This window comes from Pseudoalteromonas sp. NFXS53, from assembly GCF_056629255.1.
Map to the genome: position 1 here is coordinate 54,116 of NZ_JBWVBR010000001.1, position 20,835 is coordinate 74,950.

Genomic DNA, 20,835 nt, shown 5'->3' on the forward strand with positions numbered 1-20,835 from the left:
GTTGTTCTTCTAAACATTAATATAGCCGCAACAAAAAAGGGGTTATTATGCCAGCTTCACCACCAATCGATAAACATACAGAATTTGCTCGCTGTCTCGAAAGTAACAAAATTAGCTCTCTTGCACCATTTCATTGGTTATCACTTGCAGTTTCAGATATGGTGAGAGCGCCATTATTGAGCTTAATATACGGGCTTGTTTTTACTGCTATACCCGTCACTATTTTATATTTAATTTACCAATTAGATACACACCTTGTGATTCTTCCTGCCGCAGTTGCCTTTGCATTGATTGGCCCGGCATTCGCTGCCGGTTTATATGATGTCGCATGGGAGTTAGAAAAAGGTCATAAACCAACGCTAGGACATAGTTTGAAATCTATGTTCAGAAATCCTGCGGGAGAATGGGGGTTTGCGATACTTCTCATGGTCATTATGATTGTTTGGATGCGTTTAGCGGCGCTTGTACACGCACTATATCCGAACGTGCCGAATCCGACATTTGAGCAGCTACAATCATTTTTAGCGCTAGGCAGTTTAATTGGCGGTATCTTATTAATGAGTGTGTTTGCAATATCAGCATTTACACCACAGATCATGATGGAGCGCCGTGTTGATATTATGACTGCCGTGGTGTCGTCTATAAATGCGGTTAAGAACAATGCATCAGCCATGATAGTATGGGCATTCATCATCTTATTTTTAGTTTTGTTTGGTTTTGCCACAGGTGGAACGGCCTTTATAGTGATTATGCCATTATTAAGCTATGCCAGCTGGCATGGTTATATTGCAATCATAAAGACCAAGAAACCAAGAGGTTATGAGTAAAATATTCATTTAAACTGAATATTAAACCAAGGGCTGTTTTGCAATAAAGCGGCCCTTGTTGACATACAACGACAGCATGCTATATCTCTGCCCATAAACAAAAATTCTGTTTTACCATTTAACGTCAAATTAAACCTAAGGCATTGTATTTTAATAAATATATAAAAATGTTTTTGTCTTTTTTAACGTATATTGCTGTGCGCTTTAGTGAGCACAGTATTAGGTGAGATATTTTTTCTTAACAAAGTTTTAGCATGAATATGCAAAGCAAGCAGAGGTTTCTATGAGTATTAGCAAAGAACAATTTTACAATAAAATGACCCAGTGTTTATGTCCTCCGGGAGATGGTGTGTTTACTGTTAATACTGCAAAAGAAAGAAAAGATGCACTGCGCACAAAGCTTTATGGACAAACAGATGGTATTGAGCAAATCTGGAGAGAGTCGCTACTAAAGATTGAAGAGTCAGAGTATAAAGCGGCAATTTTAGGTATCAGCTCAGACTGTGGCGGCGGTATTTTAAGAGGCGCTAACTGGGGGCCATTATTTCTAAGAAGCACTTTAATCGAGCAGCAGCCTCATATTGATGCGTTTGATTTAGGTGATGTTCGTGTTATTCCACATCTATTGCACGATAAATATCTTAATGAGGGCACCATAGAGAATTGTCAAAAGGCGCTTTATCAAAGTACTGAAGAAGGGTACCACGTATCACCTCTCTCTATTACTGAAGATGTATGTGATGGTTTCTATCAGCACTACCCAAATAAAGGTATCTTCGGTATTGGTGGTGACCACTCTATAAGTTACCCACTAACAAAGTCGTATTTGAAAGCGAAACGAGATGCAGGTAAACGTGCCGCTATTATTCACTTCGATGCTCATACAGACTTGCTAGTTGAGCGCTTAGGTATTGATCTATGTTTTGGCTCTTGGTGTACGCATATTCTTGAGTTCTTGCCAGCTCCGCATCATTTAATTCAGTTTGGTATTCGCTCAAGTGGTAAAGATAAGTCGCATTGGGAGTCAACGTTTGGTGTTAAGCAACATTGGGCACATGAAATCAGAGAGCGTGGTGCTCAGGCAATCGTAGACGATGTTATCGCACAGCTTCAAGCAGACAATGTTGATGAATTATACGTTAGTTTTGATATTGATGCCTTAGATGAGCAGTGGGCATCTGCAACTGGCACACCTGAAGGCAATGGCATGACGCCTGATGAAGCCATGGTTATTTTGAAAGCATTGTCTGAACGTTTCCCAATTACAGGCGCTGATATGATGGAAATCGCTCCATTTACTGATAGCTCATTAGTCGGTCAATCAAGTTCAGAGACAACTTTACGTGAAGGCGCGAAAATATCAGCATTTCTTCTAGATGCGATTAATAGAAGTTAAGCTATAGTATTAGGTGATGGTTTGAAAACCATCACCTTTTTATTATAGGGAGCGATATGAAATCAGCGTTGTTTTTTTTCCTCTTTTTGTTATCAACAAAAACTTTTGCTTATACATTGAATATCGTCACAGAGTTATTTCCGACTTATCAATATCTAGATAATCAAGGTAACTTGGTAGGTCCAACTGTAACTAAAGTAAAAAATATCTTGGCAGATGCTGATATTGAATACAACCTTTCAGTTGAGCCTTGGCATGTGGCATATAGTGCCGTTAAACGAGATCAAAATACATGTATCTTTTCTATAGGTAGAAACAACCAACGTGAAAATATGTTTAATTGGGTGTTCCCTGTTGGTCAGTTTACTAGCTCTTTTTATGCGCTCAAAAGCCGCAATTTAAAACTCTCTGTATTAGAGGATGCATTAAAATATAGAACAGCGGTTATTAGAAATAACTTTAGCCATCAGTACCTTAAAGAGCATGGGTTTAATGAACAAGAGCAATTAGTTGTCATATCTAGTTTTAGCAAAGTGTTAGAAATTCTAGAAACAAGAAAGAATCAATTAGACTTGGTCGTTTTGGGGAATAGCCAGGTTCAAGATGCTTCGAAAGATAATAAACTCATGCAGCACCTAGAACCTTTATTGAAACTCGATAATATTAACAATCAGTTATATTTTGCGTGTAATAAGTCAGTACCTGATTTTATTTTAGATAAATTGCATAGTTCATATAAAAGTTTGTATCCGCAATTACTTCTTAATAGGTGACCACTTAAACCCATGAAAAGTATCAAGATAGAGTTGTTCAACTTTGTCCCTTGCCCAAGGTGTTTTGCGCAAAAACTTTAGACTCGATTTGATGCTCGGATCATGGGTAAAGCAACGAATATTGACAATATTTCCCATCTCTTCCCAACCAAGCTCTGCTTCAAGCTTAATTAATATCTCTTCTAGTTTTACACCATGAAGTGGGTTATTTGGTTGTTCCATAAATAATGACTTCTTGTTTAGTTAATGCGAATGGATTTCTTTGGCTTGTGTGGGATCGGTTGCCCATTTTCATCAGCAATTCGCCATGTTAGTTGACCATTTGTTTGATTATCGAACTTATTAGCACAAACGAATAGTTTTTCAGCCATGACAATCAATGCACCTTCACTGTATTTGGCATCTTTATACCAACAGACAGGGCTGAGGTTGTCTAAAAATAAATTAGCTTTGTTTAACCTGGGGTTAGCGTAAACATAGCCTGAAATAAATACAGAGATTATAACTAGGCTAAAATAACTAAATTTGTTGTAAGTCATGGCATAACTCCTATTTTTAGCTAACCTTAGTTTAGTTCATAAAAATTTGAACCTATATTACCACAACAACAATAAATTAATGGGAGAGGTTATGGCTATAGATAGCAATTTTATGGCTGAATTAACACTTTTAGCGAAATTTCCACGTTCGAGTATGCAAATGGGGATCAAAATCCATAAAGATGCCGATCCAAATTTGATAGCAGCGGCTGAGAGGCTTTATAAGAAAGGTGTCATTGACAGTCCTGATGGCGGGTATTTGACAGACTTAGGTTTAGATTTAATTGGACACTTAGACCAAGTCCATTGTGCGCTTCAATAAGCGCACAATGAATTAAAGGTTAAGCGGCGTCGAATTGATTTTCAGGCGCTGCATCAATAAATGCTTTATGCGTATTACAGTGATTGTAAATAGCTTCAATTTTTGGAAATTGACTCATATCTACTTTAAAGCGTAACGCATTAAATACTTGAGGCACTAAACACGCATCTGCGAGCGTTGGTTTATCTCCAAAACAAAACTTATCACCGGTTAGCATAGCTTCAAGTTTCTTAAACCCTTCAATGACCCAATGTCTGTACCAAGTGTTTTTTTGATTATCATCAACATTCAGTTCATTTGATAGGTATTTAAGCACACGCAGGTTATCGATTGGGTGTATGTCACATGCTATGGCATAACAAAAATTTCTCACTTGAGCCTTATGCCATGGATCATTCGGTAGTAGAGGCGTGTTGGTATATGTTTCTTCTAACCACTCTAGGATTGCTAGAGACTGCCCCAAAACACCTTGTTCAGTTTCTAGCGCCGGTAATAAACCTTGGCTATTTTTATTGGTGTACTCTTCAGAAGTTTGTTCTGATTTCAAAAGGTTGACTGCAGACATTTCATGCGCAATGCCTTTTAAATTCAACGCAATGCGTACTCTATACGCTGCAGAAGAGCGAAAATAGGTGTAAAGTTTCATATTCAGATCCTTAATCACGACAAAGGCACGCGATTGCGTGCCTAATATTTATAACATTATAGAAAGCTTAAGCACCCTTGAAGTACTTTTTAATACCTTTCCAACAATCAAGGTAATTTTGTTGTCTTTCTTTGCCTTCAAGTGCATATTTTGTTGGAGAGATGACGTAACGAGACTCAAACATGAAAGCCAAAGTGTTTTCATATCTTTGTGGCTCAAGCTCTGCATTTGAAGCTTTTTCGAATACATCGGCTTCAGGTCCATGTGGTGACATACAGTTATGTAAACTCATACCACCAGGAACAAAGCCATGCTCCTTAGCGTCATACACACCTTCGATTAAGCCCATAAACTCACTCATGATGTTACGGTGATAATATGGTGGACGGAAAGTATCTTCTGCAACCATCCAACGAGGAGGGAAGATCACAAAGTCTACATTGGCAACGCCGGCAGTACCAGATGGAGACGTTAAGACTGTAAAAATTGACGGATCAGGGTGGTCAAAACTGACGGTGTTCATTACGTTGAAACGCGCAAGATCATATTTGTAAGGCGCGCTATTACCCGTCCAAGCAACAACGTCTAGTGGTGAGTGACCAATGTCGCAGCGGAAAAGGTTACCGTTGAACTTAGCCACAAGCTCAAAGTCACCTTCAAGATCTTCGAACGCTGCTACAGGATATTGGAAGTCACGTTCATTAGTATAACCGTTAGCACCTACAGGACCACGCTCAGGCAGAATGTAAGGGTGGCCGTAGTTTTCACAGATATAGCCACGAATACTGTCGCCAATTACTTCAACTGAGAACTTGATACCACGTGGAATAACTGCAATTTCGCCCGGCTTTACTGCAAGTTTACCGCACTCAGTATGTAAAACCATTTCGCCTTGTTGAGGAACGAATAGCAATTCACCATCGGCATTATAAAAATAACGACCTTGCATTGATTTATTAGCAACATAGACGTGGATACCAATACCCACTTGACCGTTTGCACTGCCATTTGCTGCCATGGTTACTAAACCATCAACAAAGTCTGTTGCTTCACTTGGGATGTCAATAGGATTCCAGCGTAACATAGTAGGGGGCGTTGGCACTTCAGTAATTGGCGCTGTTCTTAATAAGCCATTGTCCATCGACGTATAGTCCCCCTGAACAACTGAAGGACGAATGCGGTAGAACCAATTACGACGATTGTCAGCACGTGGTGCTGTGAACGCGGTTACATTAAATTGTTCTGCATATAGGTCGTATTTTACTTTTTGTGGTGAGAATTGACCTATTGGTAATGCGCCTGGTAAAGCTTCGGTTTCAAATTCGTTTCCAAAACCTGTTAAGTACTGAAATTCTGTGCTCATAGAACTTGCTCCTTTGATGTTTGCAATTAAGATACTCTCATGTGAGACTATATTCAAATCAAAAAACAAACTTTGCTTGTATAATTTAGTTTACAAAGGCAATGAGATGCAGAAATTAAAAGACAGTTTATGTTAGAAATTACAGAGTTTTTACCTTATCAACTTGTACATTTAGCCAATAAAGTAAGTGACGACTTTGCAAATGTGTATCAAGAGCAGGCCGATTTAACTACGCCTCAATGGCGTGTTATGGCACATCTGGCACAATCGAGCTTTACTGCAAAACAGTTAATTGACCTTGCTCGAATCGATAAATCAACCATATCAAGAGCAATTAAACAATTAGAGTCAAGAGGTTTAGTTGGCCTTAGAGCCGACGCAAAAGATAAGCGGAGCAAAGTACTGTTTTTAACGAAAGAAGGCCGTGAAATTTATAAAAAACTGTCAGTTTCTGCTAAAGCTTGGGAAAAATCGTTGTTAAAGCATCTAACAGAAGAAGAGAGAGTGACATTGAAAGCCGTATTACACAAACTTAATGAACACATATAAAAAAGGCCAACATATGTTGGCCTAAATAAATCTATATTAAATTAGAAAGTGTATTTCACACCGAAACGCATTTCCCAAACTGATACATCTTTTTGAACAGATTGGTTAGCTGCATTTGGATTGAAGTCAGAGTAAACGTACTTACCGTCAACAATAGCTGCCTTAACAACTCGGTTACCAACGAAGTTACCTTTACGCATCACACCCCAGTCATCGTTTAACATGTTAGTTAAGTTGTCGATAACGAAGAATACTTCACCTTTGTGACCATCCATAAATCCAGGTACTTCTTGAGTGATCTTGAAGTCTAGCTTTTTGAACCAATCAGCATTTTGGCTATTACGTGCTGCGATTTGACCACGATCTAAACCTTGCTCAGAAATCCAGTTATGGAAATCTTCGATTTCAGCAGCTGACATGTTGTAAGTTACTTTGTCATCATTGATTTCTGGAACATACATAAGCTGACGACCGCTGCGTGAATTCCAGCTTGCATCACCAAACGCGCTGTCACTGCCTGAGAATAGATAGCTGTACGGCTGACCTTTGCTTGCCTGACCGAATAGGTTGAACTTAGTCTTGAAGCCATCAATTAGTTCTACTTTATAACCAAGTTGTAAAGTAAAGCGATGCGGTACTTCGTAATCAGACGTTGATAAGCTTGGTGCAGTCGGGTTGAATGTCGCGATGTTACCGTAGTTTGAACCAGCTGTTGAGCTTGTCATTGGGTTCACATCTTGAGAGTCAGTGAACGCATAAGATAAAGTTAAGTCAATGCCATTATCAAAACGTTTGCTCATTGCAGCAGAGATGATGTGTGACTTAGCATCTGGACCTGATACGTTAGTTAACATGTAGTCACCATCACGACCATCTTCACGCGCTTCAATTAGAGGGCGGCCGTCAGGTGCTGTTTCACCAGTTGTCTGAAGTGCAATGTCTTTTACAAGCGCTGAGTTTTGCTTATCAGTGTATAGGTAATCTACGCTGAATACATACTCGTCTTCAGTTGTGTAGGTTGCACCTAAAGCAAGTTTCCACTCTGAAGGAATTTCAAAGTTAGGCGCAGTTGAGTTAACAGCACCATCGCCATCACCGATAGCAGTGTTACCGATAGCGTCGAACATGTCTTTAGGAACATCATAACCTGGTGTACCACCGTGCATGTTCGTTAACTCAGTTTCAAATAAGTTAGCATAGAAACCACGCTTACCAATTTGAGTTACACCATCATTTGAGTATGAGTTAGAAAGCCATACATTCGGGTTACCACCAGAATATAGACCAATACCACCACGTACTTCTAACGCGTCATCAACATACCAGTTGAAACCTACACGTGGTTGAAGTAAGTCAACACCATCAAGGTTTTTAGTGTTCATGAAACCATAACGTTCTTCAAAACGCTTGTTTTCTGTTGGGCTGTCGTCACTTGTGTAACGGTCATAACGTAAACCGAACGTTAGTGTTGCATCGATGTCAGAGAATGCGTATTCATCTTGAACATAGAAAGTATGCTGAGCATAAGAGAATGAAGCAGCTACATCGTTAGGGTTGTTAGTACCAGCTGAGTTGTTGTAGAACGTGAATGCAGCACCGTTCTCATACTCTTCAATAGAGCTGAAACGGAATTCACCTTGTGTATGCTGCATGAATAGGTTGAATACATTTAATTCTTCGAACTCGTAACCAGCAGTGATTGTGTGCTCGTCAAGGTAATAAGTACCCGCTAATTTAAGCGTGAAGTTATCCCAGTCTAGATCGTTTGATTGACGAGAGTCATCTGGACCAATATAAACAGTACCTTCGTCTTCAGTTGTGATTTGGAATTCACCGAAACCAGATGCAGCATCTAGTGATGCTTGGCGACCATCTAAATCAGTTTTACCGATGCGGACTTCAGTTGAAAGTTCATCAGTCCAGTCTGAGTATAGAGACGCTACGATTGACGTCATTTCTGCGCCTTGCTCGTAGAAGTGGTTGCTTAGCGGTAGCTCATCACTTGCTTGGTCAGACTGAGATAAACGGAAACCATCATTCCAGTTGTACACTACGTTAGCACGGTGGCTGTCGTTAATGTTCCAGTCAAGCTTAACTAGAAGTTTTTCATCTTCAACAGGCATACTAGGAACCATTGTACCTGGGTCGTAGTTATACTTGTCTTTTGTAATTGCAATAATACGGTCAAGGTCAGACTGGCTTACAGTATTGTTTAAAGCACTGTAGCTAAATTGCTCAACACCTTCTAACTTCTCGTAAGAAGTAAATAGGAATAATGAATCTTCGATTAAAGGCATACCAACGTGGAAGCCGTAACGCTTCTCAGAGTAATCACCGTTGTCGATGTCTTCGCCTTCTACCTTATCACCCTTCATAGAGTCATTTGTGTAGTCGTAGAACATACCGCCGCTGATGTCGTTACCACCTGATTTTGTAACCGCGTTGATGTTACAAGAAGTGAAACCACCGTATTGAACGTCGAAAGGTGCTAATTCAACAGCAACCTGGTCGATTGAATCAAAAGAGAAAGGTGCGCGAACAGTAGGGTAGCCGTTTGAACTTAGACCAAAGTTGTCGTTCATACGAACGCCGTCTAGTGTCAGGCTGTTAAAGCGAGGGTTACCACCACCACATTGGATAGCACCACGGCTCTCATCTACGTAAACACGTGGGTCTGCACGAACGATATCGCGAAGGTCACGGTTAATCGCTGGTGCTTCTTGAAGATTTTCAAGTGTGAAAGTCGCAGCAGGGCCAGTACCACCAGACATCTGGCTAATAGGGCGACCTGTTACAACGATTTGCTCGATATCTGAAGGAGCTTTCAACTGAACGTTTACTGGGTAGTCAGAACCAAGAGAAAGATATACGTTTTCGATAAGCTGATCTTCAAAAGTCGTTGAATCAACGATGATTTGGTAAGGACCACCTACACGTAAACCCTTTGCTGAGAAGTAACCTGCATCATTTACAGTTGCCACTTTTGTTGAACCAGAAGGTAAGTGCATGATAGTTACTGTAGTACCAGTAGCTGGATTACCTTGAGGACCAACGATCTGACCTTTCACTGCAGAAGAGGTTTCGTTAGCAAACGCAGCGCCACTTGCACCGATGCCAGCAATAACTGCAAGCGATAGTGCCGTTTTGCGTAGTTGAGTTTTCATTTTATTGTTTCCCGTGTTGAGATTATTTAACTTACTTTTTTGCATGCCATTAACCACGCTTTTTAATAAGCGCTTCTGTTAACGGCTTTGCGTTACTGTCAAAAATTTGGTTAAGAAGCCCGGCCAAACGGATACCACCTTGTGATAAGCGCTTTTTGATAACAGGCATATGCTTGTATACATAGCCATAACTGAGCTTTGTTTCTTTTTCACCGTACACACGGTGAGCTATTTTGTTTGATTCAACCAACCAATCAGCAGGCTGGCTATTTAAGTATGCCTTTATAGTCTTTTTATTTGACGTTTTTATGAAATCTGCAAACTCAGTGAAAGATAAATTTTCATTTTCAATAAGATGAGTATCCCACGTGCTATGCAAGTTTGTTTCTTTACCGAAGAAAGATACCTTGATTAAGTTACCTCCACGGTCTTCTGAGCGTCCCGCATGGAAAGGCTGATGGCTATCGCCTACCAAATGCACTAAGAAACTTAAAGCAAACTTTCTAGATTCTAAGTCGCTCTTATTACTCTTTAAAATATTAATAGAATAATAAATTCCGTCTAAAATATGTGCAACTTTATCTCTGGAGTCAATAGAGGTGTTTACATATTGATGCATTTTTTTTGCATCTTTAATATTAATGTAATGCCATTTGCCAGATTCTTTTCGCCAAAAGTGCTCCGGATTAGAGCGCATTTCATCGGGCCAAGTTGAGATTTGAGCTAGAGAACTACCAGCCAATAAAGGCTGTAGGGCAGATTTAGTGCTATCAGTTAAATGCATGTCAGCTATTTCACCAATCACTCTGTGACCGTTTTGGCCCCAAGCAATAGCTTTGTGTGAACTAAGTGCTGTTAACATTGTCAGTGATAAAGCAAGTGTTTTAGTAACTGTTGTCAAATTTAACATGGATTGCCCGTGTAAAACGTAATCTTATTAAGGTCAATTGTCCGTGTTTTTGAAGATTGAATAAAGGACTCAAGTTTATTCATCATTACCTGTTAACAAAGCAGCTAAATCAATGGTTTATGGAATTTAAATAACTTTACCTATTGTAATAAGTAAACAAACTTGCTCTAATGGCCAAGTTATCAATAAACTTACTTTTTGTTTTGTTAAAAAAATATAAATTATCGTTAAAAACTATCTTGTTCCTGTCTGTTATCACAAGCACATGGTTAGTTTGGTTATTATCAAAATTGGTTATTTCTGATACATCTATACATCTGATGCCGATACAGCAACATAAATTCAATTGCCAAACTGCATCTAGTGAAAACCAAGCCGTATTTAGAGTTAAAGTACCTACAAGACAACTTGCTGAGCAATTACTCCCGGCGCTTTGTCAAAACAGTGTTCTTAAACGTCAATTTGGTCATGTTGAAGTTTTTTGGGGCGGGAGTTTAGCTGAACAAATCGAATTTTTTGGTAAAGGTATCGCAGATCTCATATTGAGCAAAGACAGTATTATGCAAGCACTTCGTGCCGATGCGACACATAATTACACACCGATTATCGGCTATTCAAGTTACTCTGCATTTTTTATCTCGAACAAAGAAAAACCTAAACTTGAAAAGGCCTATTTCCTTGATAAACGTATTGGTTTGCTTGATTACCCAACCAGTCGTTCTGGCCATATTTTGCCAAAGAAAGCATTTAAACAATTAGATTTAGATATTAAAAACCTAAATATTACTTATGTTAGCTCTCACACCGCACTAAGAGAAAAGCTTGCAAATAATGAAGTAGATATCATCGCGTCTTATTGGAATGATAAGACGGATGACGAAAAGTTTTCTCATAACTATATTACCCCCATTGGTGATAATATTACTGGCAGCCGTTGGTACCTTAAATTGACAGAAAACAATACAGATCTCGCTTGTGCTGTTCAAACAATTACTACACAAATAGCGCAATCAGTAGGCAGTGCCTATTTTGAATCTTTAGAAAAGTTCTGGCAGTGCGATCTTTCACCTTATAAATTTATTGGTGAAAAATAATGATAAACATAAAACCAATTTATATTTTCACAGCAGCCATTTTCGTTTTGTTAAGCTTGCTATTTTATTTGGGTCAAGAGAATAAAATAGCACAGACGGTTGAATTGCAGAGCGAACAAGTAGCTAAGCGTGTCTCACTCGATGTCAGCAGCTTACCATTAGCAGAACCACTTTTTAATTATGCAGGCAATCAGCAAAAAGTAGATATTTATATTGAACAATTGAATCAACAACTCGATTCGCTTGATTCTAGAGTAAAAGTTGAATCTATATCTACTGTTAAGCCAAGTAATAAAGTGTTTTTGGAATTGTTCGCGAATTATAAAACTATCTATTTGGTTTTAATTGCTGACAGAAGCCATGTTAAATACACTTACATTATAGTGATGTTACTTACCTTCGCCAACGCATTACTCTATCGCAAAGTATTTAGAAAACATATTGAAAACAGAGTGAAAAAAAGAGCGGTTTCAGTCGAAACTATAAAACCAAAGTTAGTAATCGATTTATATTCAAAGTCACTATTTATAGAGGGCTCTAATGATTTTCAAAGTCAATTAGCCAATAAGCCACTTTGCTTTTATCTGGCAATGATCGAATTTAGCCATGCTTACCCAGATTTAAACCTTCATTTAAATAAAGACGTGCCAGCTGAGTTACTTACTATCGCTGAAAAGTATTTTCATAGATTATCTGTTCTAGGACACACAGTTAGAAAAAGGCCAAATTTCTCGAACAGCTTAGAAAAAACCCTTAGCGAAATTAGGGCGGCACTTGACGAAATTTTAAGAGAGAGCCCGGAATTAAAAGCAAAACTTTACCCACCTAAAGCGCATGGTGAAGGGTCGCGCTCTAAGTTACATAGCTACGGTCTTAAGAACTTTTTAGATAGTGATTATGAGATAAGAGGTAAGTAATTTGTTGAAGATGCCAGATATGTTCTGGCATCCATTATGGAATACAAGACGACTTGAACTTATAGTTCGCTCACCTTAATAGGAGAGTATTTTTCGATATAGGCTTTTAATACTTCAGCATCAGTTCGCTCTGAAGGAACAAACCCTTTTCGTCCAACAAGAACTGGATATCCATCACCTCCTGCTGCATTGTAACTGTTTATACTCATTCTATAGGTTTTGTTAAGTTCTAAAGCTTGACCGTTAATTTTCACATTAACTAACTTGCCATCTTTTCGTTCAAAACTTAGACCTTCATATTGTAAATAAGCACCAGCATCAATCGGAAAAGAAGTAACGATTTCAAGGTAATCAATAAGATCTTTACCTATCCAATTCATTGCCGTAATTCTATTTTTAAAAGGATGAACTTTTAAAACGTCTTTATAACTGATCTCGCCAGCTTCAATACTGTGACGTATTCCCCCACCACTGATCAGGCCAAAATCTGCTTTTACTGATTCTTTTTGTGCTTTAATAATTAGGCGTGCTAATGGGCTTTGCTTAAATCGCACAGTATCTCGTTTACCGTCTAAATAGGCATCAGTAAAACCGATAGGTAAATCAAGCTGACCTTTACCTATTTTCTGGAATGGCTTTAATAAATCTAACATGTCTTGATCTTCTGGAATATATTCCCCGATCACTTCACCATTATCACTTTTTAAATTGACCGGAATTAACTGATAATTCACGAGCGTAATATTTTCACCTACGATTTTAAATTCTGCTTTACCAACATATTTCCCCCATTCATGGGCTTGCATGATCCAAGTACCATTTTGATTATCTGGCTTACAAGCTTTTCCAGGTGCAAAATCTTCATCTGGGTTACCGAGTGAATCTACACAAACGGGTTCTTGAGAGTGTCCGCCAATGACCATATCGAGTGCGCCTTTTGGCAGCTCTCTTGCTAAAGTGACGTCGCCGGGTGCATTAATACCAAATTTTGCGTCGTGGTAATGGCCCATGTGAGTAACCGCAATTGTAACGTCGATATCTTCATATTTATTATTTATATCGTTTAGTACTTTTTTCGCAGCGATACTCGGTTTGATAAAGTCCAAATGCCCAACATACTCGGGATTGGCAATTTTAACCGTATCGACTGTAGTAAGTCCTATCACACCAATTTTAAGACCATTTTTTTCTATAATTGAGTATGGTTGGTAAGCATGAGACGCATCACTTTTATTAAGAATATTCGCCGATAGAATAGGGAATTGAGCCCATTCAATTTGTTTATCAAGAATATGTAATGGATTATCAAATTCATGGTTACCGATTGCCATGGCATCATAGCCAAGTAAACGCATACCTTTGAAATCAGGCTCCGCATACTGAAGGTCTGACTCTGGAACACCAGTATTTATATCACCACCCGAAAGTAATAACACGGCATGACCATTTTTTTCGGCTTCATTTCTAAGCCTGTCAACAAGTGTTTTTCTTGCTGACATGCCATATTCACCTTTTTCGTTTTGCCAAAAACGTCCATGGTTATCATTAGTATGAAGAATAGTAAGGTATTCAGATTTTGGTTGTTGGACTGAATAGGTAGCACATCCTGAAAGTGCTAAAGCTACCGAGAGAGCTAATAATTTGCGCATAATAAACCCGTGTGTAGTAATTACGCGCTTAGTTTAAACTATATGCTCTAAAGCGCTACAGGTAGACACTAATTTCTTTTTGAGCAACTCTTAAGCGCGGCAGTTTCTCTTCTTAATAATTCTTGTTTTGCAAAAGCACATTTCTCATGGTCAATCTCAACCATCCAGTTTAAAAAGCTTGCAGGCAAACTAGTGTATTTCTCGCCTTGATGAAGGCCGAAATCACAAATAGGTGATTCAGTATTCATTACTTAACCTTTTCTGTTGTTTTTATAGCCACTGCATCCTATCAAACTCAGATTAAAATAAAAGAACAAAACGTTACGGAAAGGTTAATTTTAATAACCGGTAGTTTTAAGAGTTCTCTTTACATTAGATAATTAGTTGTTTAATTAATAGTATTTGTTGTAGATTGTATACAGTTTTTGTTTCGCATATCCAAGAGTAAATGATTAGGGTTCTATCGTGAAATTGAATACAGAAAGATTATTGCTAAGACAGGCAACTTTAAATGATGCCGGTTTTATTTATAAATTATTGAATCAAAATAGTTTTAAAAAAAATATAGCTGATAAAAGCATTAAAACTCATAAAGATGCAGAACATTACATTGAAACCGCTTTTTTAACACCTTATAAGTTAGATACTTTTTCACCTTATATTGTGTGTCTGAAAAGTAATGATAAAGATTTTAGGCAAATTGGTGTATGTGGCTTATACAAAAGACCAGCATTACAGTATCCAGATCTTGGTTATGCGTTTTTAGATGAGTTTACTGGGTTAGGTTATGCGAGCGAAGCGGCAAGATGTGTCATTGATTACTCGCTCAATACGCTAGGACTAAAATATCTCTGTGCACTCACTGATCCTGAAAACAGGGCAAGCATAAACTTACTAAAAAAATGTAAGTTCAACTTAGGAACACAAGTTATATTAAATGAAGAGCAGGGGGTGAGTAATCTGTATCAACTTTCACTTAAATAGATTTCGATAGAATGATTCCAGTTATTTTATCAGTAAGCTTTTCCCAGCTAAATTGATGTGCTTTGATGAGCGCATCAAATCCTGAATCTTCTAGTGGGGTTGAAATTGAGAACAGCTCTGAATTTAATAATATCTTTCCTTCGGGATTAAATTGATAAATAAACCATTGGCCTTCAATCAATGAACCAAGCTCATAGTGGCCAGCAAGTTTTGTAACAATCACCTGGAGCATGAACTCACCATCTTGAGGCGCTGTTTTTCCGGCAGGGATCACTTTGTAATTTGATACCTTTTTTACCAAGCCACGTGCCATGGAATCGGTAAACGTATATTTAGGGTGCTGAGACCAAAAGTGATAATTGGCAATATTGACAGAGTTATCTCTTAGTATCTGTATTAGAGGCTGTTGATCCGCAACGCCTTGGATCTTTACTTGATTGATATGTAGATATTTAGTTTCCGTCTGCTCAGAAGTCGTTGCACCATCTTCTTGCTGATATGCAAAATCATAATATTTTAACTGAATGTTTTGGCCTGACGAGCAAGCTGTTAACGTCAGCAGTACCAATAGAATAGTTAAATTACGCATTATTGCTTCTCTGGAATTGGGTCATTTGGAGTGTTTTTATCAAATATCAGCATAGTTGGTTGCTCATTTAACCCCTTAGATAGTGGTTTAAGTGTATTTGATAAGTTTTCTAACTCTTGCAATGTATTGGTTAGCTGATCGACAACACCTGAGTCTTGTTGGTAGCTAGACAGTGTGGTTTCAAATTGCTTCAAGCTACTGGTTAGTTGAGTAAGTGTTGTCTCTAATTGTGTTAAATTTTTAGCCACTTTATCTGCAGTCTCGTTGTTATTTAGTTCGTGGATCATGGCCTTTAGTTCTTCTGCAAGAGATTGGTATGCCACTAATGTATTGTTTAATGTGTTGGTGGTTTGTTCGAATGGCAGCTTATTTAATTTGTTAACCAAGGCTGTCATTTGTTCCGATAAAGCAGTGAACCCACTCGATATGCTTGGAAGAACAGGGTATATGTCAGTTTTAGTGACATAACTCATCTCATTAGCATTATTATAAAAATCAAAATCTATATATACCGCACCGGTCAATAAATTACCACTTTTTAGTGATGCTCGTAATCCAGAGTTAATCCATTTGTCTATATTTTGTTGCCAATATTGTTTTGCTAACTGCTCGTTTTTATAAATTCTACCATATTCAATTTTTATCAGCACAGGCACTTGAGTGTTGTCTTGCTCAAAGTATATGGGTTCTCCATTTTTCTCTATTTGGGCGGGGGCTTGTTCAACAGTGCCAATCCTCATTCCCCTGTATTCCACTGGTGCACCAGCATTGAGGCCACGAATTGACTGTTCAAACTCAACAATATAAAAGTCGAAATCATCAAAGCGTTTCTCTAATGCTTGCGCATAGTTTTTATGTAAAGCATAAGTTTTATTGGCGAGCGCTACACCATTTGGATTTTGTTCTGGAGGGTAATCAACTGATATACCGCCTTTTATCAATTTTGATAAACTTCCAGTTGAAAACTGTACGCCAGAAGTATTAAGGCTGAAATCAACCCCTGAGCTAACCCAGAATATTGTGTTGTTGGTGATCAGTTTATCATAAGGAGAAAATACAAAAATGCCGTAATGCATAGATAAGGTATCAACATCAAATCGCCCTGATTCAATCTGACCTATTCGATAACCCCTAAAATAGATAGATGTACCAACATCGAGCACTTCTGCTGAGCTCGCTGTTAACTTGAAGCGTTTACCTTCTATATCATTACTTATCAAAGCAGGTTCATCTTGCAGAGTGAATAAATATGATAGGCTCTGACTTTGTCCAGGCTCTAACTCTAAATACGCTCCTGAAAGTAAGGTGTTCATTCCTGATATGCCTGATTGATCTATGCGAGGCTTAACTACCCAGAATTTGGCATCTTCAGTTAATAAATCTCCATATTGATTGTCAATTTGAACTTTAGCTAACACACCATTTTGAGAAAGATCTAATTCAAGGCCTTTTACTAAACCGACCTTAACATTCCTTACTTTAACTTCAGTTTTTCCTGCTGTGATACCATCTGCTGTTGTCATTTTGACATAAATAGTATGACCTTGATCAGCTTGGTATTTAAATAACATCCAAGCAGTTATTAGCAGTGCGATGATTGGAATAATCCAAATCACAGTAAATTTTGGCTTAGACTCGATATAAGCGTGTTCATTCATGATTGTGAAACTTGTCCCATAAGATTCGAGGGTCAAAACTATTCACGGCAACGATCTGACATAACACCATGATAGTAAAAAATACGATACCAATTTGAGGTTCAACACTGAGCACAGTACCAAGTTGTACCAGAGAAACCAAAATAATCACGACGAAAACATCAATCATTGACCATTTACCCATTATTTCTAACCAACGATAAATTGTGCTTGCCCGTTTTGGGTGCGTACACTTTCTCGATTGTAATATTAAGTAGAACAATGCCATGGCTTTAATAATCGGAATACAGACACTGGCTAAGAATATCAGTATAGCAACTGGGTAGGAGCCTGATTGCCACATAACAACTACGCCAGAGAAAATAGTAGCCGGTGTTTCATTGCCCAGGTTAACAGTATTCATAATGGGCAGCAGGTTTGCAGGGATTAAAAAGACCGTTGCAGTAACCATCCAAACAATTGCTCTTTGCGCTGAGTTTGGTTTACGGAAATAAGTTTTAGTATAACACCGAGGGCAATGAGTTTCTCTGGTTAGCTGAGAGCAAGTCAAACATTGCTTGAGCTCTTGTGCTCTTGCGCTTTTACCATCATGAAGCAACGCGGGTTGAAACAGCATCTGCTGTCTCTCCCATAATTCAGTTTCATTTATTAAAGACAAAGTCTCTATAAAACAAACTACAAATAGAATATAAGCCCAAAAACCAAGACCAAACCCAATATCAGCGAGTGACATTAATTTGAAAACACTGACTAAAACGGCTACTAGGAATATATCTGCGAGATTAAGCGTTTTTGTCTTATTGAGTAATCTAGCCAGGTAGCGAGCATTATGAGGGTTTAGGTCTTGCCAATAATGGCTATTAGTTAATAGTACAAGTAAGCATACAAATAGGGGGATTAAAAATGTGCTGAGCACAAAAATTCCAGAAAGAACGACACTATATTTATCAGCGAGTAAACTAAAAGCCTGCCATAAACTTATATCTTGAACTAGACCATGTTGGCTGAAGCTTACAAAAGAGGGGTATAGACTAGAAAACAGGAATAATAAACTGGTGAGGCTGAATGCAATCAACCATTGTTGTTGATTAGCTTGATAACTGACTATCTCATTTTTACAGCAAGGACAAATCGCACGCTGATGTTCTCCAAGTGAAGATACACGCACTAGTGAGTCACAATGTTTGCAGGCGAGGATCATAAATGGCTAGTTTTATTCTACTCAAGTTTCTGTTGAGTTTGATTTACTGCAGTACACAAAGCAAGATAATTGCGTTATTTGGTTTTTAAAAAAGAAAATGTGCTCATAAAACAGGCAAAAGAAAAATAATTTCAAAAAAATGCATTTTTTTTTATTTTTACGCTTGAATTCAAAAACACTGCCCCTATTTACTAGTCATCGAAACGAACAACGAATTTTGAAGTCGGAGAAGATTCATGGGTAAAATTATTGGAATCGATTTAGGTACTACTAACTCTTGTGTTGCAGTACTAGATGGTGATAGCGCACGCGTTATTGAAAATGCTGAGGGTGATCGTACAACCCCGTCAATTATTGCTTTCACTGAAGAAGGTGAAACCTTAGTTGGTCAGCCAGCTAAACGCCAAGCGGTTACAAACCCTAAAAACACATTATTTGCAATTAAGCGTTTAATTGGTCGTCGTTTTGAAGACGAAGAAGTACAACGTGACATTGGCATTATGCCTTTCACTATTACTAAAGCAGACAATGGTGATGCATGGGTAGAAGTACGTGGTGAAAAGCGTGCTGCACCTCAGATTTCTGCTGAAGTGCTTAAGAAAATGAAAAAGACAGCGGAAGACTTCTTAGGTGAAGAAGTAACAGAAGCTGTAATCACAGTACCAGCTTATTTCAACGATTCTCAGCGTCAAGCAACAAAAGATGCTGGCCGTATCGCCGGTCTTGAAGTTAAGCGTATCATCAATGAGCCAACTGCTGCAGCACTTGCATATGGTATGGACAAGAAACAAGGTGACAATGTTGTTGCTGTATATGACCTTGGTGGTGGTACATTCGATATCTCAATCATCGAAATCGATGAAGTAGATGGCGAGCACACTTTTGAAGTACTTGCTACAAATGGTGACACGCACTTAGGTGGTGAAGACTTCGATAACCGTGTTATCAACTATTTAGTAGCTGAATTCCAAAAAGACCAAGGTATTGATCTTAAGAATGACCCGCTTGCAATGCAGCGTGTTAAAGAAGCAGCAGAAAAAGCGAAGATTGAGCTTTCAAGTGCACAGCAAACAGAAGTTAACTTACCTTATGTGACTGCAGACGCGACTGGTCCTAAGCACATGAATGTAAAACTAACTCGCGCTAAGCTTGAGTCTTTAGTAGAAGATTTAGTAACTCAATCAATTGAGCCATTAAAGCGTGCACTTGCTGATGCAGATCTTTCTGTGAGCGACGTTAACGACATCATTCTTGTTGGTGGTCAAACACGTATGCCATTAGTGCAGAAGACAGTAACTGAGTTCTTCGGCAAAGAGCCACGTAAAGACGTTAACCCTGATGAAGCGGTTGCTGTAGGTGCTGCAGTTCAAGGCGGTGTATTAGCGGGTGACGTAAAAGACGTACTTCTATTAGACGTTTGTCCTCTATCTCTTGGTATTGAGACTATGGGTCAGGTAATGACTGCGCTAATTGAGAAGAACACGACTATCCCTACTAAGAAGTCGCAAACTTTCTCAACTGCAGAAGACAACCAATCTGCAGTAACAATCCACGTGTTACAAGGTGAGCGTAAGCGTTCAAGTGACAACAAGTCTCTTGGTCAATTCAACCTTGAAGGTATTCGTCCGGCACAACGTGGTGTACCACAGATTGAAGTTACTTTTGACGTTGATGCTGATGGTATCTTACATGTATCAGCAAAAGATAAAGACACTGGTAAAGAGCAGAAAATCACTATCCAAGCTTCATCTGGCCTAAACGATGATGAGATCGAGCAAATGGTTCGTGATGCTGAAGCAAATGCTGAAGAAGATAAGAAGTTCGAAGAACTTGTTGCTTCACGTAACCAAGCTGATGCAATGGTTCACGGTACGCGCAAGCAAATCGAAGAAGCGGGTGATGCATTACCAGCAGAAGACAAAACTGCAATTGAAGCCGCACTTTCTGAACTAGAAACTGCAATTAAAGGTGAAAGCAAAGAAGAAATCGACGCTAAAGTCCAAGCTTTAGCTGAGAAATCTCAGAAGCTTATGGAAATTGCTCAAGCGAATGCACAGGCGCAACAAGCACAAGGTGCTGATGCGGGTGCACAGCAGCAAGGTTCAGCTAAGCAAGATGACGACGTAGTTGATGCAGAGTTTGAAGAAGTAAAAGACAATAAGTAATTGTTGAACTTCAAGGGCGCATTTAAAATGCGCCCTTAGTCTATTCAAAATCCGTAAAAATTAATGTTCTGGTAGTTTAAACTACCCTT

At 38.6% G+C, this 20,835-nt stretch carries 19 protein-coding genes and 1 pseudogene; 9 read left to right on the forward strand and 11 right to left on the reverse strand.

Going from position 1 to position 20,835, the window contains the following annotated elements:
- Positions 1-47 precede the first annotated feature (47 nt).
- From AC1HJP_RS00215 to AC1HJP_RS00225, 3 genes are all read left to right on the forward strand, one after another.
- On the forward strand, positions 48-827 hold the full coding sequence (locus AC1HJP_RS00215) for a DUF2189 domain-containing protein (RefSeq protein ID WP_480359610.1): 780 nt from the start codon (positions 48-50) through the stop codon (positions 825-827).
- Positions 828-1,110: 283 nt separating this feature from the next.
- Positions 1,111-2,223: an arginase family protein gene (locus AC1HJP_RS00220; RefSeq protein WP_480359611.1), complete on the forward strand. Its 1,113-nt coding sequence runs from the start codon at positions 1,111-1,113 to the stop codon at positions 2,221-2,223.
- Between the two features lie 56 nt (positions 2,224-2,279).
- Positions 2,280-2,996: an amino acid ABC transporter substrate-binding protein gene (locus AC1HJP_RS00225; RefSeq protein ID WP_480359612.1), complete on the forward strand. Its 717-nt coding sequence runs from the start codon at positions 2,280-2,282 to the stop codon at positions 2,994-2,996.
- 24 nt (positions 2,997-3,020) lie between these two features.
- On the opposite strand, the pseudogene AC1HJP_RS00230 reads toward AC1HJP_RS00225, so the two are convergent.
- Together AC1HJP_RS00230 and AC1HJP_RS00235 are read right to left on the reverse strand one after the other, a co-directional pair.
- A pseudogene (locus AC1HJP_RS00230) lies at positions 3,021-3,218 on the reverse strand (VF530 family protein); the annotation flags it as partial.
- 17 nt (positions 3,219-3,235) lie between these two features.
- Positions 3,236-3,535 (reverse strand): DUF1496 domain-containing protein, encoded by a 300-nt coding sequence (locus tag AC1HJP_RS00235; protein ID WP_480359613.1) that lies wholly within the window; start codon positions 3,533-3,535, stop codon positions 3,236-3,238.
- Positions 3,536-3,626: 91 nt separating this feature from the next.
- On the opposite strand from AC1HJP_RS00235, the gene AC1HJP_RS00240 reads away from it, so the two are divergent.
- Positions 3,627-3,857 carry a TIGR02647 family protein gene (locus AC1HJP_RS00240; RefSeq protein ID WP_058032440.1) on the forward strand — a complete coding sequence of 77 codons (231 nt, stop codon included), beginning with the start codon at positions 3,627-3,629 and terminating at the stop codon, positions 3,855-3,857.
- A 19-nt stretch (positions 3,858-3,876) separates the two neighbouring features.
- Here AC1HJP_RS00240 and maiA read toward each other — a convergent pair whose 3' ends face one another.
- Positions 3,877-4,503, reverse strand: coding sequence for a maleylacetoacetate isomerase (maiA, locus tag AC1HJP_RS00245; protein WP_480359614.1), 627 nt, complete (start codon positions 4,501-4,503; stop codon positions 3,877-3,879).
- Positions 4,504-4,570: 67 nt separating this feature from the next.
- Positions 4,571-5,866 carry a homogentisate 1,2-dioxygenase gene (gene hmgA, locus AC1HJP_RS00250; RefSeq protein WP_480359615.1) on the reverse strand — a complete coding sequence of 432 codons (1,296 nt, stop codon included), beginning with the start codon at positions 5,864-5,866 and terminating at the stop codon, positions 4,571-4,573.
- Positions 5,867-5,995: 129 nt separating this feature from the next.
- Between hmgA and AC1HJP_RS00255 the strand changes: the two genes are divergently transcribed.
- On the forward strand, positions 5,996-6,415 hold the full coding sequence (locus AC1HJP_RS00255) for a MarR family winged helix-turn-helix transcriptional regulator (RefSeq protein WP_480359616.1): 420 nt from the start codon (positions 5,996-5,998) through the stop codon (positions 6,413-6,415).
- A gap of 41 nt (positions 6,416-6,456) precedes the next feature.
- Here the strand turns inward: AC1HJP_RS00255 and AC1HJP_RS00260 are convergent, their stop codons facing one another.
- Both AC1HJP_RS00260 and AC1HJP_RS00265 read right to left on the reverse strand, forming a co-directional pair.
- A complete protein-coding gene (locus tag AC1HJP_RS00260; protein ID WP_480359617.1) occupies positions 6,457-9,579 on the reverse strand; it encodes a TonB-dependent receptor in 3,123 nt (1,040 codons plus the stop codon).
- A 49-nt stretch (positions 9,580-9,628) separates the two neighbouring features.
- Entirely contained in the window at positions 9,629-10,489 is an 861-nt protein-coding gene (locus AC1HJP_RS00265) for a S1/P1 nuclease (RefSeq protein WP_480359618.1), read from the reverse strand.
- A gap of 239 nt (positions 10,490-10,728) precedes the next feature.
- Between AC1HJP_RS00265 and AC1HJP_RS00270 the strand changes: the two genes are divergently transcribed.
- Both AC1HJP_RS00270 and AC1HJP_RS00275 read left to right on the forward strand, forming a co-directional pair.
- A complete protein-coding gene (locus AC1HJP_RS00270) occupies positions 10,729-11,583 on the forward strand; it encodes a PhnD/SsuA/transferrin family substrate-binding protein (protein ID WP_480359619.1) in 855 nt (284 codons plus the stop codon).
- On the forward strand, positions 11,583-12,500 hold the full coding sequence (locus AC1HJP_RS00275) for a hypothetical protein (RefSeq protein WP_480359620.1): 918 nt from the start codon (positions 11,583-11,585) through the stop codon (positions 12,498-12,500). Before AC1HJP_RS00270 ends, AC1HJP_RS00275 begins: the two co-directional genes overlap by 1 nt.
- A gap of 59 nt (positions 12,501-12,559) precedes the next feature.
- Here AC1HJP_RS00275 and ushA read toward each other — a convergent pair whose 3' ends face one another.
- Both ushA and AC1HJP_RS00285 read right to left on the reverse strand, forming a co-directional pair.
- The gene (gene ushA, locus AC1HJP_RS00280; protein WP_480359621.1) at positions 12,560-14,149 is read right to left on the reverse strand and encodes a bifunctional UDP-sugar hydrolase/5'-nucleotidase UshA; all 1,590 of its coding nucleotides are present in this window, start codon (positions 14,147-14,149) and stop codon (positions 12,560-12,562) included.
- Positions 14,150-14,217: 68 nt separating this feature from the next.
- Positions 14,218-14,397, reverse strand: a complete 180-nt coding sequence (locus tag AC1HJP_RS00285) for a hypothetical protein (protein WP_138479514.1) — start codon at positions 14,395-14,397, stop codon at positions 14,218-14,220.
- A gap of 217 nt (positions 14,398-14,614) precedes the next feature.
- On the opposite strand from AC1HJP_RS00285, the gene AC1HJP_RS00290 reads away from it, so the two are divergent.
- Positions 14,615-15,133: a GNAT family N-acetyltransferase gene (locus tag AC1HJP_RS00290; protein ID WP_480359622.1), complete on the forward strand. Its 519-nt coding sequence runs from the start codon at positions 14,615-14,617 to the stop codon at positions 15,131-15,133.
- On the opposite strand, the gene AC1HJP_RS00295 is transcribed toward AC1HJP_RS00290, so the two are convergent.
- Genes AC1HJP_RS00295 through AC1HJP_RS00305 form a run of 3 tightly spaced genes read right to left on the reverse strand, consistent with a single transcriptional unit; the run spans position 15,126 to position 18,581 of the window.
- Positions 15,126-15,722, reverse strand: coding sequence for an ABC-type transport auxiliary lipoprotein family protein (locus tag AC1HJP_RS00295; protein ID WP_480359623.1), 597 nt, complete (start codon positions 15,720-15,722; stop codon positions 15,126-15,128). The genes AC1HJP_RS00290 and AC1HJP_RS00295 overlap by 8 nt on opposite strands.
- Positions 15,722-17,380: an intermembrane transport protein PqiB gene (pqiB, locus tag AC1HJP_RS00300; RefSeq protein ID WP_480359624.1), complete on the reverse strand. Its 1,659-nt coding sequence runs from the start codon at positions 17,378-17,380 to the stop codon at positions 15,722-15,724. The genes AC1HJP_RS00295 and pqiB overlap by 1 nt, the downstream gene beginning before the upstream one ends.
- Positions 17,373-18,581, reverse strand: coding sequence for a PqiA/YebS family transporter subunit (locus AC1HJP_RS00305; protein ID WP_480359625.1), 1,209 nt, complete (start codon positions 18,579-18,581; stop codon positions 17,373-17,375). Before AC1HJP_RS00305 ends, pqiB begins: the two co-directional genes overlap by 8 nt.
- 236 nt (positions 18,582-18,817) lie before the next feature.
- On the opposite strand from AC1HJP_RS00305, the gene dnaK reads away from it, so the two are divergent.
- Positions 18,818-20,746, forward strand: a complete 1,929-nt coding sequence (dnaK, locus tag AC1HJP_RS00310) for a molecular chaperone DnaK (RefSeq protein WP_138560357.1) — start codon at positions 18,818-18,820, stop codon at positions 20,744-20,746.
- Positions 20,747-20,835: the final 89 nt, after the last annotated feature.

Bases quoted from the DNA above. Each gene is read 5' to 3' on its own strand.
- AC1HJP_RS00305 (WP_480359625.1), bottom strand. From the start codon at position 18,581: ATGATCCTCGCCTGCAAACATTGTGACTCACTAGTGCGTGTATCTTCA.
- dnaK (WP_138560357.1), top strand. From the start codon at position 18,818: ATGGGTAAAATTATTGGAATCGATTTAGGTACTACTAACTCTTGTGTT.
- AC1HJP_RS00275 (WP_480359620.1), top strand. From the start codon at position 11,583: ATGATAAACATAAAACCAATTTATATTTTCACAGCAGCCATTTTCGTT.
- AC1HJP_RS00215 (WP_480359610.1), top strand. From the start codon at position 48: ATGCCAGCTTCACCACCAATCGATAAACATACAGAATTTGCTCGCTGT.
- AC1HJP_RS00220 (WP_480359611.1), top strand. From the start codon at position 1,111: ATGAGTATTAGCAAAGAACAATTTTACAATAAAATGACCCAGTGTTTA.
- hmgA (WP_480359615.1), bottom strand. From the start codon at position 5,866: ATGAGCACAGAATTTCAGTACTTAACAGGTTTTGGAAACGAATTTGAA.
- ushA (WP_480359621.1), bottom strand. From the start codon at position 14,149: ATGCGCAAATTATTAGCTCTCTCGGTAGCTTTAGCACTTTCAGGATGT.
- AC1HJP_RS00295 (WP_480359623.1), bottom strand. From the start codon at position 15,722: ATGCGTAATTTAACTATTCTATTGGTACTGCTGACGTTAACAGCTTGC.
- AC1HJP_RS00240 (WP_058032440.1), top strand. From the start codon at position 3,627: ATGGCTATAGATAGCAATTTTATGGCTGAATTAACACTTTTAGCGAAA.
- AC1HJP_RS00235 (WP_480359613.1), bottom strand. From the start codon at position 3,535: ATGACTTACAACAAATTTAGTTATTTTAGCCTAGTTATAATCTCTGTA.
- maiA (WP_480359614.1), bottom strand. From the start codon at position 4,503: ATGAAACTTTACACCTATTTTCGCTCTTCTGCAGCGTATAGAGTACGC.
- AC1HJP_RS00255 (WP_480359616.1), top strand. From the start codon at position 5,996: ATGTTAGAAATTACAGAGTTTTTACCTTATCAACTTGTACATTTAGCC.
- AC1HJP_RS00285 (WP_138479514.1), bottom strand. From the start codon at position 14,397: ATGAATACTGAATCACCTATTTGTGATTTCGGCCTTCATCAAGGCGAG.
- AC1HJP_RS00265 (WP_480359618.1), bottom strand. From the start codon at position 10,489: ATGTTAAATTTGACAACAGTTACTAAAACACTTGCTTTATCACTGACA.
- pqiB (WP_480359624.1), bottom strand. From the start codon at position 17,380: ATGAATGAACACGCTTATATCGAGTCTAAGCCAAAATTTACTGTGATT.
- AC1HJP_RS00225 (WP_480359612.1), top strand. From the start codon at position 2,280: ATGAAATCAGCGTTGTTTTTTTTCCTCTTTTTGTTATCAACAAAAACT.
- AC1HJP_RS00260 (WP_480359617.1), bottom strand. From the start codon at position 9,579: ATGAAAACTCAACTACGCAAAACGGCACTATCGCTTGCAGTTATTGCT.